General features: G+C 65.9%; 12 protein-coding genes. 8 read left to right on the plus strand and 4 right to left on the minus strand.

The window, feature by feature from the left end; translation table 11 throughout:
• Positions 1–131: 131 nt before the first annotated feature.
• Both ASD71_RS06495 and ASD71_RS06500 read left to right on the plus strand, forming a co-directional pair.
• Complete coding sequence (locus tag ASD71_RS06495; RefSeq protein WP_056561301.1) at positions 132–899, plus strand: hypothetical protein; 768 nt, start codon at positions 132–134, stop codon at positions 897–899.
• A gap of 66 nt (positions 900–965) precedes the next feature.
• Positions 966–1,322: a hypothetical protein gene (locus ASD71_RS06500; RefSeq protein ID WP_056561304.1), complete on the plus strand. Its 357-nt coding sequence runs from the start codon at positions 966–968 to the stop codon at positions 1,320–1,322.
• 42 nt (positions 1,323–1,364) lie between these two features.
• Here ASD71_RS06500 and ASD71_RS06505 read toward each other — a convergent pair whose 3' ends face one another.
• Positions 1,365–1,553: a hypothetical protein gene (locus tag ASD71_RS06505; protein ID WP_056561306.1), complete on the minus strand. Its 189-nt coding sequence runs from the start codon at positions 1,551–1,553 to the stop codon at positions 1,365–1,367.
• A 199-nt stretch (positions 1,554–1,752) separates the two neighbouring features.
• Between ASD71_RS06505 and ydiK the strand changes: the two genes are divergently transcribed.
• The 5 genes from ydiK to ASD71_RS06530 all read left to right on the plus strand — a co-directional run bounded on the left by ydiK (position 1,753) and on the right by ASD71_RS06530 (position 7,220).
• Entirely contained in the window at positions 1,753–2,880 is a 1,128-nt protein-coding gene (gene ydiK / locus ASD71_RS06510) for an AI-2E family transporter YdiK (protein WP_255357166.1), read from the plus strand.
• Between the two features lie 434 nt (positions 2,881–3,314).
• On the plus strand, positions 3,315–4,202 hold the full coding sequence (locus ASD71_RS06515; protein WP_082578808.1) for an RNA pseudouridine synthase: 888 nt from the start codon (positions 3,315–3,317) through the stop codon (positions 4,200–4,202).
• Between the two features lie 272 nt (positions 4,203–4,474).
• Complete coding sequence (locus ASD71_RS06520) at positions 4,475–5,416, plus strand: LD-carboxypeptidase (RefSeq protein WP_056561310.1); 942 nt, start codon at positions 4,475–4,477, stop codon at positions 5,414–5,416.
• 135 nt (positions 5,417–5,551) lie between these two features.
• On the plus strand, positions 5,552–5,896 hold the full coding sequence (locus ASD71_RS06525) for a helix-turn-helix transcriptional regulator (protein ID WP_056561312.1): 345 nt from the start codon (positions 5,552–5,554) through the stop codon (positions 5,894–5,896).
• A gap of 16 nt (positions 5,897–5,912) precedes the next feature.
• Positions 5,913–7,220 carry a type II toxin-antitoxin system HipA family toxin gene (locus ASD71_RS06530; RefSeq protein WP_235512032.1) on the plus strand — a complete coding sequence of 436 codons (1,308 nt, stop codon included), beginning with the start codon at positions 5,913–5,915 and terminating at the stop codon, positions 7,218–7,220.
• Between the two features lie 7 nt (positions 7,221–7,227).
• Here ASD71_RS06530 and ASD71_RS06535 read toward each other — a convergent pair whose 3' ends face one another.
• Positions 7,228–7,692 (minus strand): Rrf2 family transcriptional regulator, encoded by a 465-nt coding sequence (locus ASD71_RS06535; RefSeq protein WP_056561314.1) that lies wholly within the window; start codon positions 7,690–7,692, stop codon positions 7,228–7,230.
• Between the two features lie 194 nt (positions 7,693–7,886).
• On the opposite strand from ASD71_RS06535, the gene ASD71_RS06540 reads away from it, so the two are divergent.
• Positions 7,887–13,448, plus strand: coding sequence for an autotransporter domain-containing protein (locus ASD71_RS06540; protein ID WP_156395091.1), 5,562 nt, complete (start codon positions 7,887–7,889; stop codon positions 13,446–13,448).
• A 6-nt stretch (positions 13,449–13,454) separates the two neighbouring features.
• Here the strand turns inward: ASD71_RS06540 and ASD71_RS06545 are convergent, their stop codons facing one another.
• Complete coding sequence (locus ASD71_RS06545; protein ID WP_369818960.1) at positions 13,455–14,213, minus strand: cyclopropane-fatty-acyl-phospholipid synthase family protein; 759 nt, start codon at positions 14,211–14,213, stop codon at positions 13,455–13,457.
• A 166-nt stretch (positions 14,214–14,379) separates the two neighbouring features.
• A complete protein-coding gene (locus tag ASD71_RS06550; protein WP_056566498.1) occupies positions 14,380–15,744 on the minus strand; it encodes an APC family permease in 1,365 nt (454 codons plus the stop codon).
• Between the last annotated feature and the right edge of the window lie 177 nt (positions 15,745–15,921).

A 15,921-nucleotide genomic window follows, 5' to 3' on the forward strand; every position in this document is an offset into this window, starting at 1 on the left:
CATCGTAGGTAGGGCCCAACTCGGCGGATATAAGAATATTTTGAAAATACGCCAATGACGGGGCAAACGACCAAGCAAATCGTACTTTTACGATTGGTTTGTGTAATGGCGATCCATAAACTCGTCCGCTTATGAACGCTATCAACCAGGCCGAATCCGCCTCACTCGTCAGCGAGCCGTTACGAATCCAACCCGTGCTGGACGCCAAAGGTGTCGTCCGCGAAATGGCGCTGGTCGGCGGCCGCAGCGGTCACATCCCCGCGCTGCTTGCCAATGCCGCCTCGGCAGACGCCTTGCGCCGCGCAGGACGTGTTTTCCGCGCCGCGGGCTGCTTGGCAACGCTGTCCATGGATCATCCGCTCAACGTCAACGCCGACATTCTGCTTCCGCAGCAGCTATGCCAGGATCTTCGCATTGGCGCCGTGGCAGGCGACCAACTGCGCGAAACGCCGCAAGAAGCGCATCCCAGCCAGCCCATCTATCCGTGCGCCAAGGTTACGTACAACGTCCCCCTCAGCGATCGTCTTGCGCAGGGCGCCACGCTTTTTAACGGCTACCAGGAACTGCGGCCCGCGTTACGCGTGCGGCTGCTGCCTTCGCCACAAGTCCAGTTCGGCACGCTTCGCGCCATCGGGCTGCGGGTCGGCATTCCAGAAGGCATCTGCACCCGCCGCCCATTGCAGGAACGCTTTTTCAGCCTGCTCGGGCAGGCCTCCCGTCAAGGGCTGAAGGTATTGGCGCAGGACATCCGCAGAATCGATGACTTCAACTGGCTCCGCGCGCAGCCGGATGTGCTGTTTCAGGGCGAGGCCCTGTCCATCGCCTTGAGCCTGCAGTACGTGCAGGAATGGCTGACCAGCGCGGGCTCCGGCTGGCGGGCCTTTCAGTTGGGGACGTAGGCCAAGGCGGCATAGATCAAGGTAGCGTAGACCAGCCGTCACGGCGGATCCGATTAAAATCCGCGCATGCTTCCTACTCAAGTCATTCTGGCGCTGCTGGTGCTACAGCTTGCGCTCCTTATTCCCCTGATCGCCGTGGGCATCCAACTCGTGCGCTGGTTACATTGGCGCTTTCTCGCCAATCCCCAGACGCGGGGAGAGCGCCCTCGATTCACCGGCCCGGTGCTGGCCCTGATTTTCAGCACATTGGCGGCCACCGACTTCATCGGCTTCGAACCCTTCCTGACCCTGTCGCAGATGAATCCTGTGCCGGAGGGCGCACGCGCCTACTTCACCGTGGCGATGCTGGCCCTCGCGGTCTGGTGCTGGGCTTATGCCGGCGCGATCCGCAGCCGGTTCCGCACGATGCTGGGCGTCTCGTAGCCCCTGCGCCCTGTTCTCGTCACGGTTGGCCCTTGGGCGGACCTAGTGGCCCGGATAGACACCCTGGAACGGTTCATTGTCGGGCTCGCCAAAATTGGACCGATGGTAATTGGCGGGGTCGGAATGGGTCGCGCGCGTGGCGCGCGATCCGTCGGCGCGTTGAGAATCCATGTAACTGCAGCCGCTCAACACGAGTGCCAGCAAAGCGCCAGCGAAAGCCATGTTTTTCATGGCACACCTCCACAGTTTTTACCTGCGCCCCGGACCGGCGAACCCGGCCGGTCGCAGCGGCAAGCCGAGCAAGTAACGTTCCCATTCAAGTTCACGCCGATTTCGGATACATTCGACTGATTGCGATGGCTGGCAGGACGGGCGCCGCTCGGTCCGCATCCACCGCAATTCGGGGCGGCAGCCCCGCCAGGAGCCGCGTGTGATACCACGCCAGTCTGTCGACATCGCCCGGGTTCTTCTTGTCATCGTCATGCTGTTGGCCTTGATGGTCGGCAGCCTGTACGTCCTGCGTCCCTTTCTTCCTGGGCTGATCTGGGCCACGACGATCGTGGTCGCCACTTGGCCGGTGCTGCTTTCGATTCAGCGGCATTGCGGCGGGCGGCGCTGGTTGGCCACCGTGGCAATGCTCTTCATCCTGTTGTTCGTGATCGTGCTGCCGTTGTATCAAGCGATCTCGACGCTGGCGTTGCATGGCGGCGCCATCATGGCGGCGGTCAAGAGCCTGCCCGACTATGCGCTGCTGGCGCCTCCCGCGTGGATTGGCAACATTCCGCTGGCCGGCCCTCGCATCGCCCAGGAGTGGCAGACGCTGTCCGACGCCGGCGCGGGCGGGCTGCTGGCGCGCATTGAACCGTACCTGACCACCGCCGCGCACTGGCTGCTGGGTCACGCCGCGATCGTTGGCGTGTTCGTGATGCACATGCTGATCACCGTGATCATTGCCGGCATCCTATACAGCAAGGGCGACGCCGCGGCGGATCTTGCGCGGCGGTTTGCCAACCGGCTTGCCGGCCAGCGGGGCGTGGCCGCGATCAGGCTGGCCGCCTCTGCGATCCGTGCGGTGGCGCTGGGCATCGTCGTCACCGCAGTGGTGCAATCGGCGTTGGGCGGTATCGGGCTGTGGATTGCGGGCGTGCCGGCCGCGGGGGTGCTGACTGCGCTCATGGTGATGCTGTGCTTGGCGCAGCTTGGCCCGTTCCTGCCGATGCTGGGCGGGGTTGCCTGGCTGTTCCAGAACGATATGAAGCTTGCGGCCGCCGTGCTGCTGGTCTGGGCCATCGTGGTTGGCACCTTGGACAACCTGCTGCGGCCGATGCTGATCAAGCGGGGCGTGAACCTGTCGATGCTGCTGATCCTGTCAGGCGTGCTGGGCGGCATGTTCGCCTTCGGCATCGTCGGATTGTTCATCGGCCCGGTGATTCTGGCGGTGACGTCGACGCTGCTCAAGGCCTGGATCGATGAGGTGCCGCCACCGGCGGACGTCTATCCGGACGAGGCGGCCTTGGACGCAGACCATCCCGACGGATCGCAGCAGAAAAGGGCGTAACATCCGTCTCAAGGTGCGGGCCATGTGGCCCGCTTTTCGCAATACCCGGCAACACCGATGACAAAGCTTTTAACCGAGGCGCCCGCAGGCGCGCCTGACCTTTTCCTTTATCGCTTCAATCCGATGCACCAGGAGGGGGGACGATGAGCAACACCATGCGGCCCACCAAGCCCGGCACGCTCAGCCTGACCTCTCGCCCCGCTAAGCGCGCTACGGCAAACCGTAACGGACGTCCGACGAGATCGGACGGCTCCGCTGCGACGAGCAAGCCGTACCAGCGAGACCCGGCAGGCTCCAACCCGCGCGGGTCCGACGCGGACCGGACCGCGCGAAATGCGACTTCCGGACGCCCCGAGCGCTCTGGCAGTGAAGGCACCGGCCGTCCCGCCAGAGGCCCCGGCGCTGGCCGAGCCAATCAACCGGCCAAGCCCGGCATGAAACCCCGCGGCGCAAAGCCTGGCAACGTCAGCAGGGGCGAGAAGGGCGACAACGCCGGCAGCGCGGCCAGCCCGCGCAGCACCGGCTTCCGATCGGGTGGCCCGGTCAAAGACGTTGCATCGCCAGCCCGCGCCGCCCGCCCCGCGAGAACCCCGGCCGCCCCAAACACCGATCGCCTGGCCAAGCGGCTCGCGGCCGAGCTGCCGTGTTCCCGAGGCGATGCCGAACGCTACATCGAAGGCGGTTGGGTGACCGTCGACGGCAAGGTGCAGGAAGAGCCGGGTTTGCGGGTCGGACCGTCGCAAGCGGTCAGCCTGATGCCCGGCGCGCGGCTCGAAGAAGGCCGTCCGGTCACCGTGCTGGTCCACAAGCCGGCCGGCATGTACGCCGACGACCAGCGGGGTTCCGCGCTGGACCTTATCCTGCCCGAGAACCTGATGCCCGGCGACCGATCCGGCCAGCGCTACCTGAAGCGCATGTTCAACGGCCTCAAGCTGGTGACGCCCCTGGAGCGCGCTGCCAGCGGTCTGGTCGTCTACACCCAGGATTACGCGGTAGCTCGCAAGCTGGTGGAGGAGGGCCGCCACGTGGAGCAGGAGTACATCGCGCATGTCGAAGGCCAGTTGAGCGAGGCGGACCTCGCCCGCATGCAGCGCGGCATGGCGTACGAAGGCCGCGCCGCCACGCCGATGAAAGTGAGCTGGCAGAACGAAAGCCACCTGCGTTTTGCGCTGAAGTCGCCGATGCCGGGTTTCATTGAAGCCGTATGCGAGGCCGCGGGTCTGCGCTTGCTGGCGTTGCGGCGTCTGCGGATCGGGCGCTTGCCGATGGCCGGCCTGGCTGCCGGGCAATGGCGCTACCGGCTGGAGTACGAGCGATTCTGATGCGTCGACCCACCAGCTTCCAGATGGCCGATCCCGTGGTCGGACCGAATCCTCAAATGGGGCCGCGGGGTGATGCCGGGTATGCGGATATCGGGCGCCCGGACGCCGGACGCCGGCGGATGTTGTTGAACGCGGGCGCGCTGTGCCTGGCCGGCTTGGGGCTGGCGGGATGCGCAGGCGGGCGGCGAGGCTCGCCGAACGCCTCGCCGAATGCCGCAGCACGGCGCGACACTGCGCCCCCGCCTTCGCACGCGAAACCGGCAGCCGCGCCTGTGCCCGCACTGCGGCCCGGCGCCAAGGTCGCCATCGTGGCGCCGGCGTCGGCGGCCCCAAACGCCAGCGACCTTGCCGCCGAGTGGCTGGAAGACCGGGGTTTCGTTCCGTTGATCATGCCGGCATCGCGTACGCGGCTCGACGCCCCCTATGAATACCTGGCCGGTACCGACGCGCAGCGTCTGGACGACCTGCATGCCGCGTTTGCCGGGCCGGATATCGGCGCGGTGTGGTGCCTGCAGGGCGGTTTTGGCTCATGGCGGCTGTTGGATAAGCTCAACTTCGATTTGCTGCGCCAGAATCCCAAGCCCTTCATTGGCTATAGCGACATCACGGCCCTGCATCTGGCCATGCAGCGCCACGCCGGTTTTGTGACGTTTCATGGGCCGATGCTGGCGCAGGATCTGGTCGCGGGCAAGCGCGAGCCCACTGAATCCCATCTGCTGGCCATGCTTTCCGGGCAGATTGGGCAGGGGGCCTGGATTCAACCTCCGCCGGACACGCGTGCGGTGGAGCTGGTCGCAGGCACGGCCAGCGGGCGGCTGATCGGCGGCAACCTGGCCCTCATCGCCGCGCTGATCGGCTCCCGCCATGAGATCGACACCCGCGACGCGATCCTGTTTTTCGAGGACGTCAACGAGGCGCTGCCACGCGTGGACCGGCTATTGAGCCAGTTGGCGGCCGCGGGCAAGTTCGACGGCGTCAAGGGCGTGGTCGTGGGCAGTTTCACCCGCATCGCCGGGACGAACCTGGACGACGCGCAGGCGCAAAGCCTGTTGTATCCGCTATTGCTCGAGCAGGTTGGCGCACGCGGCATTCCAGTTCTGGCCGGCTGGCCAAGCGGACACGGCGAGCCCAACCTGACGCTGCCGCTCGGAGCGCGCGTCACCCTGGACACTGCGCGGGCGGCCTTACGGCTGGATCAGGCCGTGATACGGTAAAGTCAAACCTGAATACATTATTTGCCTCATTAATGGCGCATAATTTGCATCTATGTACCATTAGTGAGGCAATTTATATCAATAGCTTGACTCATTAATGATGCATTAACGCGTTTACAGCGCTATTATTGCGTCATGAAAAAGAAGATCGAGCCCAGTTTCGAGGCGGCCGAGGCCTTGGTTCGCCTTGGCGCGCACATCCGCACCGCGCGTTTGCGCCGCAACGAAACCGAAGCTACATTGGCCAGCCGCATGGGGGTGTCGCGCGCGACCATCAACCGGCTTGAAAGCGGCGATGGCGGCGTGTCCCTGGCGCTCGCGTTCGAGGCCTTGCTGCAGTACGGCTTTGGTGAACAGGTATTCGCGCTGGGCGAACCCGACCTCGATGGCGTCGGCAAGCGTCTGGACGCCATGCGCAGGCCTGCCCGGGGCAGCGGCAAGGCGCGGCATTCGCATCGCGCCGATCCTTCCAGCCTGTAGCGCGGCGGTCGACATCGTGCCAGCCAAAAAGCATAAAACCGTCGAAAGCGAGCTTTTCGTCTACGTGGATATCCGCGGTGAGGCCGTGCTGGCCGGGATCCTGACTCTGGACGACACCGACGAAAACCACTTCTTCGCCGAATTCACGTACGTGCAGTCCTACGTGAACGATCCGCGCGCGTTTTCGCTGGATCCGCTCAATCTGCCCCTGACTGACGCCACGACCACTTTCCGGACCGAAAGCCGCTATCAAACGTTAGGGGCCATTTTCGACGCGGCGCCGGATGCCTGGGGCCGCAATGTGATGCGCGTCGACAATGCGGGCGCCCGCGTGACGGAGAACGAGGTCTTGCTCAAAGGCCGCGGCATGGGCGTGGGGGCGCTCTTTTTCAGCGCCCGCCAGTTGACGCCCAACATGCGCAAGACCTACCGGCTGCCTGAAGTCAGCCAGTTGGAGTCGCTGGCGGACCTGCTGACGGACATCGATCAGGGCATCAAGCCCAAGGGGCTGTACCGAGACATCCTGGGCAGCTCCTGGGATATTGGCGGCGCGCGTCCCAAGACGATCGTGCGGGACGCGGAAGGCGAGATGTGGATTGCCAAGTTTCCCCGCAAGGGCGAGTCCTATGATCGCCAGCGCGTGGAGTACGCCAACCTGCAAATGGCCCGCGCCATCGGGCTGAACGTGCCGGAGATCCGCCTGGCGCAAACGCACCTGGGCGCCGTGCTGCTGACGCACCGGTTCGACCGCGAGCTATTGCCGGTTCAACACGGCGCGGACCCGGTCATCGCTCGGCGGCACTTCCTGAGCGGCGCCTCCCTGATCAGCCCGTCCGTGCACATCGGCAAGCGCGAACTGGACGGGCCGCGCGGCAAGGCCACGTATTCCTACGCGCGCCTGGCCGACGTGGCGCGCCGCATCTCGTCGAATCCCGTGCAGGACCTGCTGGAACTATATGCGCGGATGGTCCTGAACGTTGCCGTCCACAACACGGACGATCACCTGAAGAACGTGGGCTTCCTGAAAGACGACGGGGCGCTCACCTACCGGATGTCGCCGCTGTTTGATGTGGTGACCCAGGAAGGGTCGGCCCGCCATTACCTGCATATCGGCGCCGACGGCCGCGACAGCACCTTTGCCAATTGCCTGACCGAGTACCGGCGTTTCGGACTCCGGTCGGAAGCCGCCGCCAGATCGATCATCGGCCGCGTCCTGGACGTGGTGCGCGAGCGCCAGCGGTTCTACGAAGAAGCCGGCATGTCGCCGGCCGAGATCGCGCACGTCGAGGCCTCATTGATGGCGTGGCGCCAGCCGTGGGAGTAGGGGGCGATCACGCCTCGTGCACTGCCTGCGGGTCGAAAGCCTGCCCGCGTTCGACCATGCGCGCGTGAAAGTCGCGGCTGAGTGCGGCCAGCGTAACCTGGCCGAGGCGTTGCAGAAGCAGTCGTTGTGCCTCTTCGAATGCGCCGTCCAGTGACGCATTCACCGCCTCTTCGACGAGGCAGCCGGGGGACTCGCTGCGGTTGCCCATCGCGAAGATCTCGGGCGCGCCCAGGGCGTCGTAGATGTCGCGCAGCGTGACGTCGTTGAAATCGCACGAGATCGACCATCCGCCGCCATGGCCTTTTTCGGAGCGGACCAGACCCTGCTCGCGCAGGCCGGCCATGATGCGGCGGATCACCACGGGGTTGGTCTGCATCACGCGGCCCAGGTCGTCGGAGGTCATGGGACCGGGGTGCTCGGCCATATGCAGCAGAACGTGCAGGACGCCGGAAAGCTTGCTGTCTCTTCTCATGCAACCGATGCTATTGCATGACGCCGCACACGGTCAACGCGGCGTGGCTGTCAAAATAATTACATTTCGTGATAGATTGCAAGGTTGATCCCATGTCGACAGATTGCAAAGCGGCGAACTAGATCCGACGTTTGACGACGGGCCTACCGCCGAGACGATCAGGTTTGGCTCCTCCAACTCAGATAAAGATCACCATGACCCTCCGTTACTCGACACACGGTGCATCGCGCTTTCCCCGGCGGCCCTTGGCGCTCGCCGTTGCCTCCGCGATCAACCTGATGGCCGGTTCGGGCGTGGCGCTGGCCGCCAGTGTGCTGGTCGGCATCGGCGGTGATGGTGGTGAGGCGGACCTCTCCCAAGTGGTGGGTGGCGGTGGGGGTGGCGGGATTGGTGGAGGCGGTGGCGGCAGCGCCTACCTCAAGTCGGGTAGTCAAGGCGGCGGTGAGGGCGTCGGCGGCGCTCCCGGACCCTGGTCGGGCGGCACCGGAGCCAACGGGGGGAGCGGGGGCATGGGCGGGCTCGGGGGCTCGGGAAATACCCCGGGCAATGATGGCGCACCCGTGGAGAACCTGGCCGGCTCGCCGCCCAATACGCATCCCGGAGCGGGCGGCGGCAATGCATTAAGCTTTGTGATCTCGGGGGGGCGCATTACCCAACCCCTGGGTGCTTACGATTTCGTAGGTATCGGTGGCGGCGGCGGTGGCGGCGGAATGACGGCGGGCGGCACTGGGACGGCTGGAACGATGTCGGTCTACAACGGCTCCCTGTCCATCCGCAAGATGTTCGTCGGCGGTGGTGGCGGCGGCGATGGCGGCCCTGCCGGTGTCACGCCCACAGCAGGGGGCGGTGGAGGCGCCGGCTCGCTGATGCTGAACGAGGCGCGCCTTTACATCGACGAGAGCTTGTACATCGGCGGCGCGAGTGGCGGTGGCACACGCGGCGGACGCGGTGGCGATGGCATGGTCACCTTGATGGGTGGGTCGTTGTTGAACGTGGGCGTCACCGATGCGTTTGCCTCGGTGGTGCTGGGCGGCGGCGTCAATGGGGGCGCGGGTGTGCTGAACCTAGCGGGGGCCTCGACCCTGATGCTCAGCGGCGAGAACCAGAGCCTGCGGATTCAGAGCAACGGCGTGCTGAACATCGGCAACGCCTTGCGCGGCGCCGAGTCCGGCGGCAACATCGTCTCGCTCAACCGAATCACCAATGACGGACAGATTCATTTCAATCAATCCGATCTCGATTACGACTTCACGCCCTCGATCCAGGGCACGGGGACGGTCACCGTCAGCAGCACGGGTATCACGCGGCTGAGCGGCACCCATATGTATACGGGCGGCACGACCGTGGAATCGGGTAGCGTGCTGCAGGTCGGCAGCGGCGTAACCGGCTCCATTGCCGGCAATATCGCCAACGAAGGCGTTGTCCTGTTCAGCCGCACTAATGCCTCTTCTTACAGTGGCTCGCTCACCGGTGCGGGCACACTTGAAAAACATCTGGCCGGCTCGTTGACGCTCACGGGGAACAGCCCCATGACGGGCGCGATCCGGGTCGACGGCGGGGGCCTGACGTTGTCGGGGCCCAATGCCCGCCTGGGTTCCGTGTCCTCCTCGCTGGATATCGGCCAGACGGCGGCAACGACCATGGCGGTGTCGAACGGGGCCATCCTGACGACCGGAACGTCGACGATCGGCCGAGGGGCGGGGGGCGCCTTGCCCAGCACCGTGTCGGTCAATGGTGCGAACTCGGCGTGGTTGGCGCAAGACTTGACCCTGGGCGGGGCGAGCGCCGGCACGCTCAGTATCCTCAGCGGCGGTACGGTCAGTGCGACGAGAGCGGTGGTCGGGCAGGCCGCTATCGGCAATATGTCCATCGATGGCGCGCAGTCTTCGCTGACCGTGGCGGACGTGCTTGATGTGGGCAGCACGGTAGCCGGCGCGGGCACCATTACCCTTAGCAATGGCGCGACGCTCTCCGCCGCGCAGATTCGCATAGGTACGAATGGCGGCAATGGTCAACTCGTAGTGCGGGGCTCGCCCACAGACGGGATCTCGTTTGTCTCCGCGGCAGAGATCCGCAAGCCGGTAGGCGCGGGCGCGGCCAAGATCACCTTCGAGGGCGGTGGCCTGCGTGCAGTCGGGCCAACCTCGCTTTTTCAGGGGTTTGCGGCGGGCGAGGTGGTCATCGGCAATGGCGGGATGATCCTCGACAACAATGGCCAACTTGACCTTCATCTCTCGGCGCCCTTGTCTGGCACGGGGCAACTCCGCCTGCGCGGCACGGGCGGAGTCAGCTGGACGCAGGCGAACGCACACACGGGCGGTACCGTGCTCGAGGCGGGGTCGCTCACCGCCTGGAGCACGAATGTGCTCGGGTCCGGTGGGTTCGACGTGCGGGCCGGAGCAATCGCGACCCTGCAAGCGTCGCAAGACATCGGATCGTTGGCGGGTGCCGGCATGATCAGCGCTTCGGGCGGCGTGGGTCTCAACGTGGGAAGCAACAATGCGTCGACGACGTTCTCAGGAACACTGGGAGGCAGTCTGAACCTGCGTAAACTCGGCACCGGCACGCTCAGGCTATCGGGCGTGAACACCTATACGGGGGCAACGGTAGTCGAGGCAGGCACGCTGCTCGTGAGCGGGCAGGCCACGAGCTCCAACTTTACCGTCGCCGACGGCGCCACCCTGGCCGGGGCGGGCCGTGTCGGGGCCATGACCGTGCTATCGGGCGGCACGCTCGCGCCAGGATCAACCCTCGAGACCTTGCGGATCACCGGGTCTTTGCGGTTGGACGCGGGTAGCACCTTGGCTTACACACTGGGCGCGGCGGGTGCCACGCCGTCGGCCGGCGTCAGTTCGCATGTGAACGTCACGGATGACGTGACCTTGAACGGTTCGCTCTCGCTGGACAACGCGTCTGCCTTGGCAGGTCCCGGCTACTACCGACTCCTGAGCTACGGCGGCAACTTGCTCGCCAACAATCTTGGCGTACCGCTCAGTGTTGCGGGACAGCCCGTGGCCGTGGTCAGCAGTCTGCCGGGCTTCATCGATTTGCGCCTGGGTAGCGTCGGTGCGGATCAACTGCAAACCTGGATGGGCGGTGCGGGCACGTGGCGCGACACGTCCGCGCAATGGACCAACGAAAACGGCAACATCGCGCAGGCCTGGGCGGGCAAGACCGCCGTATTCAACACCGCGGGTGGCGGCACCATCACGGTCGAAGGAACGCAGGCCTTCGAAGGCTTGCAGTTCGTGGCCGATGGCTACGCGCTGCAAAGCGCGGTGCATGGCAACGGCACCCTGGGTGGGCTCGATACCGCGCCGGGGGGTAGCGAAGTTCGCGTTCTGCAGGGCGTGACCGCGAACGTCGGCGCGGTGATTGGCGGGGCTGGCGGCATCGATAAGACCGGCGGCGGCACGCTGGTGCTATCCGGTCCGCACATCTATCAGGGGGAGACGCGCCTTTCAGGCGGTACGCTGTCGGTTAGCGGCGACAGTAACCTCGGCACGGCGGGCGCGCTGCGATTCCAGGGCGGCACGCTGCGCATCACCGGCGATCAGTTTGCGTCGACCGGGCGCACGATTCTTTGGAGCGCACAGGGCGGCGGCTTCGACATCGAAGACGCGGCTCATACGTTCACGGTCAGTCAGGATCTGGTGGGGGGGGGCGATCTCTTGAAGCGCGGCGCCGGCACGCTCATGCTTGGCGGCGCGAATGCGTATGGCAACACGTTCGTCGAGGCGGGCACCCTGGTGGGCAGCGCGAGCGCCATCAACGGCAATCTGCTGAACCAGGGCGCCGTCGTCTTTGACCAGGCCGCGAATGCAACGTATCAGGGGGCGATCACGGGAACAGGCAGCTTCAGCAAGCGCGGCCTTGGCACCCTGTCGCTTGCGGCCGATGCCCATCAGCAGCAGTGGCGCGTGGAGGGCGGCGAGCTGGCCGTGATCGCGAATCGCTTCACGGGCGACGCCGACGTCGCAGCGGGCGCGTCATTGCGGCTGGATGCCAGCGGCGACGCTGCTTATGCCGATCGCGTGACGGGCCTTGGCACGCTCGCTAAGACCGGCGCAGGCCGGCTCGTCTTGGCAGGCGATAGCAGCGCATTCGCAGGACATACCGATGTGCACGCGGGAACGCTGATCGTGGGCAGCGCAGGCGCCGGCAAGCTGGGCGGCGCATTGACGCTCCGCCAGGGGGCCACCCTGCAGGGCACGGGCCAGGTGGGCACAACCACGCTCATGAGCGGCGCGACCATCGCGCCGGGCAATTCCATCGGCACGCTGACAGTGATGGGCGACCTCACGTTCTCGCCCGGCGCCACATACCTCGTCGAGACCGATCCCGACTCGGGCGGCAGCGATCGGATCGACGTGAGCGGCACCGCGCGTCTGGCGGGTTCAGTCGTGCACGTGGGGCCCGAGGGCGGTTTTGCCACGACGCGGCAGTACACCATTCTCACGGCCAATCAGGTCCAGGGCCAGTTCGCGTCGGTGCGTTCGAACTACGCCTATCTGGATCCGACACTGGGTTATGACGGCCAGAGCGTGACGATGCAGCTGGCCCGCAAACAGGTGGATGGCACGCAGCCGAACCCACCGACGCCCATGGCGTTTGCCGACGCAGCCAATACGAACAATCAGCGCGCCACGGCGAATGCGCTGGACAGCCTGCCCGCGGGCAACGTGCTGCATGAGTACATCCTGACGCTGCCGGCCGGTGCGCCGCCTGCGGCGTTCGACAGTCTTTCGGGCGAAGCGCATGCCGGGATAGCGGGCACGCTGATGGGACTGAGTTCCACGGTGCGCACGCTGCCGCTGAACCGTCTGCGCGCGAATCTGAATGCCGGCATGCGTGCGGGCGCCCCGACGGCGCAGGCGGGGTCGGGACCGGCGCCGGCGTCGGCGTTGCCCGTGTCGAATGCGCTCCCGGCCTGGGCGGAACTGGTGGGCAATTGGCAGACGATCGCAGGCGACGGCAACCACGCAGAGGTGCGCCAGCGCACGAGCGGTGTCTTCATGGGCACGGACCAAGCCGTGGGCAACGGCTGGCGCGTGGGTGGCGCCGTGGGCTACACCGATGGCAAGTCGCGCGTGGACGACCGTGCCTCGCAAGCCGATGTGTCGAGCTATAGCGCGGCGCTGTTCGGCGGCAAGTCTTTTGAAGCGGGCCGCGGCCGGCTGAATGTGATGGCCGGCGCAGCTTATACCTGGCACGACATCAGCATCGAACGCACTGCCCGCGTGGCCGGCGCCACCGAGAAGCTCACCGCCGATTACGGCGCGAGCACGGCGCAGGTGTTCACCGAAGTGGGCTACGAAATCGCCGTGTCCGATCGGGCGAGCGTCGAACCGTTCGCGGGGGTGTCGTACAGCGATCTGCGCACACGAGGCTTCAGCGAATCGGGCGGGTTCGCCGCTTTGCGTGGCCGTGGCGAGAGTCAGGACGAGGTGTCAAGTACGCTGGGTGTGCGCGGCCGCACGGCCTTCAAAGTGGGCAGCGCCGAGGGCACGCTGCGCGGTTCGGTCGGTTGGCGCCATGCATTCGACGATGTTACGCCGCGCGCCACGATGGCATTCGATGGCAGCCAGACGTTCACGGTTGCCGGAGCGCCGATCGCGCGCGATGCGGCACTGCTTGAGTTGGGCGCAGACGTGGCGATGACGCGATCCGCCACGCTGGGTGTGTCGTACTCGGGGCAGTATGGCGATGGCAGCCGCGAGCACGCGGGCTCGATCGATCTGCGTTGGCGGTTCTGAGGGGGATCAGCTCCGTTTGGCCCGCCATTCCCCCTTGCCGGCGGCGCTGCCGCTCATGGTGCGGCCGTTCACGACGCCCGCATAGCGCACGCCGTTGGCGGTGAAGGTGATCGACGTGCCATCCAGCCGGGCATCCGAGATCGGCACGGATCCCAGCTTGCCGGACAGCACCTGAAAGTGCTGATCGAGCTGCAGCGTCTCTCCGCCCATATCCCATTTGCCCTGAACCTTGGCCGGCACGATCCACAGGAGCGCCGTGCAATAGGTCTGGCAGTTCTCGGTGACGGTCTCGGAAGCGTCCGGCTCCCAGTCGCCCATGCGGAAGGTATTGGACACGACCCGCGTGCCGGCGGGCAGTTCCAGAAGTTTTGGCCGCAGTTTCTCGTTGATGGTGGACAGCAGGAACATCGTGATCACATCCGCCTGAGACAGATCGGTAGTGAAGAGATCCTGCGCCACGAAGGTGGCACGGTCGGCCACGCCGGCGCGCTTGGCGTTCTGCTGCGACAGCGCGACCAGGTCGGGGTTGTATTCGATGCCTTGCGCGGTCAGTCCGCGTTGCGCGGCCGTGATGACCGTGCGGCCATCGCCCGAGCCCAGGTCCATCAGCCGGTCCTTGGGCGTGACCTTGGCCATGTCGAGCATCTTGTCCACGAGGCTTTGCGGCGTGGGGACCCAGATGACGTCCTTGCCTTCCTGGCCGACGTCGGGCACATAAGCCTTCTGTTCGCCGGCCTTGGGGGGCGCGGCGGCGGTCTGCGCCATGGCGGCGGTCGCGCCCAGCAGCATGAATGCCATCGCGGAGGCCAGCATCGCCAGACGCAGGTGCGGGGTGAACACCTGAACTGCGGTCTTGGAAGAGTCGGGAAAGCGTGCGTTGGAGCGTTGCATGGTGAGGGTTCCTTGGACGAAGAGGACAGGGAAGAACGGGTTAGCCCGCGGCCTGGGCGGGCTTGAGCAGGCGCATCAGGGGCACGCCGGCTGCCAGCACGGCCAGCCCGATCAGGGCGCCCGCGCCGGCATACATGGCGCTGGAAACGACCAGCCCGGCGCAGGTCAGCGCCAGCAGCAGGGGAGGCAGCGGAAAGAGCGGCACGCGGAAGGGACGGGGGCGATCGGGATCCAGGCGGCGCAGTTGCCAGACGGACGCGGCCACCAGCATCATGAACAGCCAGAACACGGGCGCGGTGTACGCCACCATCGTCTGCACGCTGTTCTGACTGAAGGCGCCCAGCGCCACCAGCGCCAGCGTGATCACGCCCTGGACCACCAGCGCGCTGACCGGCGTTTCATTGCGGTCGTTCCAGCCGGCCAACGCCTGCAGCCGCGGCACGTCCCGGCCCAACGCGTAATACACCCGCGCGCCGGTGATGATGGTGCCGTTGATGGTGCTGAGCGCCGTGGCGCAGATGGTCAGGCTGAGCAGTGCCGCCGCGTACGGCCCGGCCGCAAGCTGCATGACTTCGGCGCCCAGCGCGGGCGTGTCCCGCAGCCCCTGCAAGCCAAAGATCTCCAGTAAGGCAAGGTTGGTCAGCACATAGGCGCCGGTGACAACCGCTGTGCCGATGAGCAGCACCCGGCTCATGTTGCGTCCGGGATCGCGCAGTTCGCCGCTGAGATACGCAGCTTCGTTCCATCCGCCATAGGTCAGCAGCACGAACACCATGCCCATGCCCAGCAGGCCTGCGGTATTGCCCGACAGTGGCGCGGGGTCCGGGGTCTTGAGCGCCTCGCCGCCTGTGGCCGTCAGGCAGGCGATCAGGACGGCGGCCAGGGCGATCACCGTCAGCACGGTAAAGACCCATTGCAGGCGCTTGGAATAGCGGGTGCCGATCAAGTTCAGGCCAGTCAGCACAACCACCGAGATGGCTGCGTGCATGGCGGGTCCCTGCGTGCCGAGCGGCAACAGCTGGTTCGCGTAGTCACCGTAAATGAAGGCCACCACCGCTATTGCGCCCGTCTGGATGACGGAGCAGCGCGCCCAGGCAAACATCAGCCCGACACGCGCGCCCCACGCCCGGGTCAGATACAGGTATTCGCCGCCGGCGCCGGGGTACGCCGATCCGAGTTCCGCATAGCAAAGCGCGCCCACCAGCATGACGAGCCCGCCCGCGCACCACAGGCCGATATACATGGCCTCTGAATGGGAATGCTGGGCGACAAGGGGAGGGAAACCGAAGATGCCGATGCCGATGACGACGCCCACCAGCACCATGGTTGCGTCCATGACCGATAGGCCGGTGGGCGCGCGGTTGTTCACGGCGTCAGGAACGGCGCTCATGGTTGCGCGCGCCATGGACATGGATCGGCACGCAGCGTAAGGCCGTGGAAGTCAGGGAGATCAGGAGGGCGCGTGGTGGGGGTGGAGGGCTGATTCGCGAAGAAACGCGAGCGGAGCAATGACATGCAATTCTCCCGAGGGTGGACGCGCGGAGTCGAGCTCAGGGCAAATGTCGGCATATGCTGACAATTG

The organism is Achromobacter sp. Root565, from assembly GCF_001427425.1.
Classification (GTDB): Bacteria; Pseudomonadota; Gammaproteobacteria; order Burkholderiales; family Burkholderiaceae_B; genus Achromobacter; species Achromobacter spanius_D.

Coding starts and splice junctions, on each gene's coding strand:
- ASD71_RS06545 (WP_369818960.1), bottom strand. CDS start 14,213: ATGGCGCAGACCGCCGCCGCGCCCCCCAAGGCCGGCGAACAGAAGGCT.
- ASD71_RS06525 (WP_056561312.1), top strand. CDS start 5,552: ATGAAAAAGAAGATCGAGCCCAGTTTCGAGGCGGCCGAGGCCTTGGTT.
- ASD71_RS06540 (WP_156395091.1), top strand. CDS start 7,887: ATGACCCTCCGTTACTCGACACACGGTGCATCGCGCTTTCCCCGGCGG.
- ASD71_RS06500 (WP_056561304.1), top strand. CDS start 966: ATGCTTCCTACTCAAGTCATTCTGGCGCTGCTGGTGCTACAGCTTGCG.
- ASD71_RS06495 (WP_056561301.1), top strand. CDS start 132: ATGAACGCTATCAACCAGGCCGAATCCGCCTCACTCGTCAGCGAGCCG.
- ASD71_RS06550 (WP_056566498.1), bottom strand. CDS start 15,744: ATGGCGCGCGCAACCATGAGCGCCGTTCCTGACGCCGTGAACAACCGC.
- ASD71_RS06505 (WP_056561306.1), bottom strand. CDS start 1,553: ATGAAAAACATGGCTTTCGCTGGCGCTTTGCTGGCACTCGTGTTGAGC.
- ASD71_RS06515 (WP_082578808.1), top strand. CDS start 3,315: ATGAAACCCCGCGGCGCAAAGCCTGGCAACGTCAGCAGGGGCGAGAAG.
- ASD71_RS06535 (WP_056561314.1), bottom strand. CDS start 7,692: ATGAGAAGAGACAGCAAGCTTTCCGGCGTCCTGCACGTTCTGCTGCAT.